The 324-nt window shown below is 44.4% G+C and carries 1 rRNA gene; it reads left to right on the top strand.

The features are described 5' to 3' along the window. Positions 1 to 206: 206 nt before the first annotated feature. Positions 207 to 323 (top strand): 5S ribosomal RNA (rrf, locus tag ATB78_RS28000). Position 324 lies beyond the last annotated feature (1 nt).

The raw sequence follows: 324 nt of genomic DNA, 5'->3' as shown, positions 1-324 counted from the left end.
ACGTTGATAGGCAGGGTGTGTAAGCGTTGTGAGGCGTTGAGCTAACCTGTACTAATTGCCCGTGAGGCTTAACCATACAACACCCAAGGGGTTTTGATGGACTCAATGTAAGAACATTGAATGTGTATAAATAGAACTTAACATCAGTTTTCCAAGTTTTTTGCCTTCAGTTTTTAGAAAAAGCTGAAAGTAAAAGCAAGAATTTGCTTGGCGACCATAGCGATTTGGACCCACCTGACTTCCATTCCGAACTCAGAAGTGAAACGAATTAGCGCCGATGGTAGTGTGGGGCTTCCCCATGTGAGAGTAGGACATCGCCAGGCT

This window comes from Vibrio sp. CUB2, from assembly GCF_001557945.1.
Classification (GTDB): Bacteria; Pseudomonadota; Gammaproteobacteria; order Enterobacterales; family Vibrionaceae; genus Vibrio; species Vibrio owensii.
The sequence above is the reverse complement of the archived record's forward strand: the minus strand, read 5'-3'. Positions and strand labels throughout refer to the sequence as shown.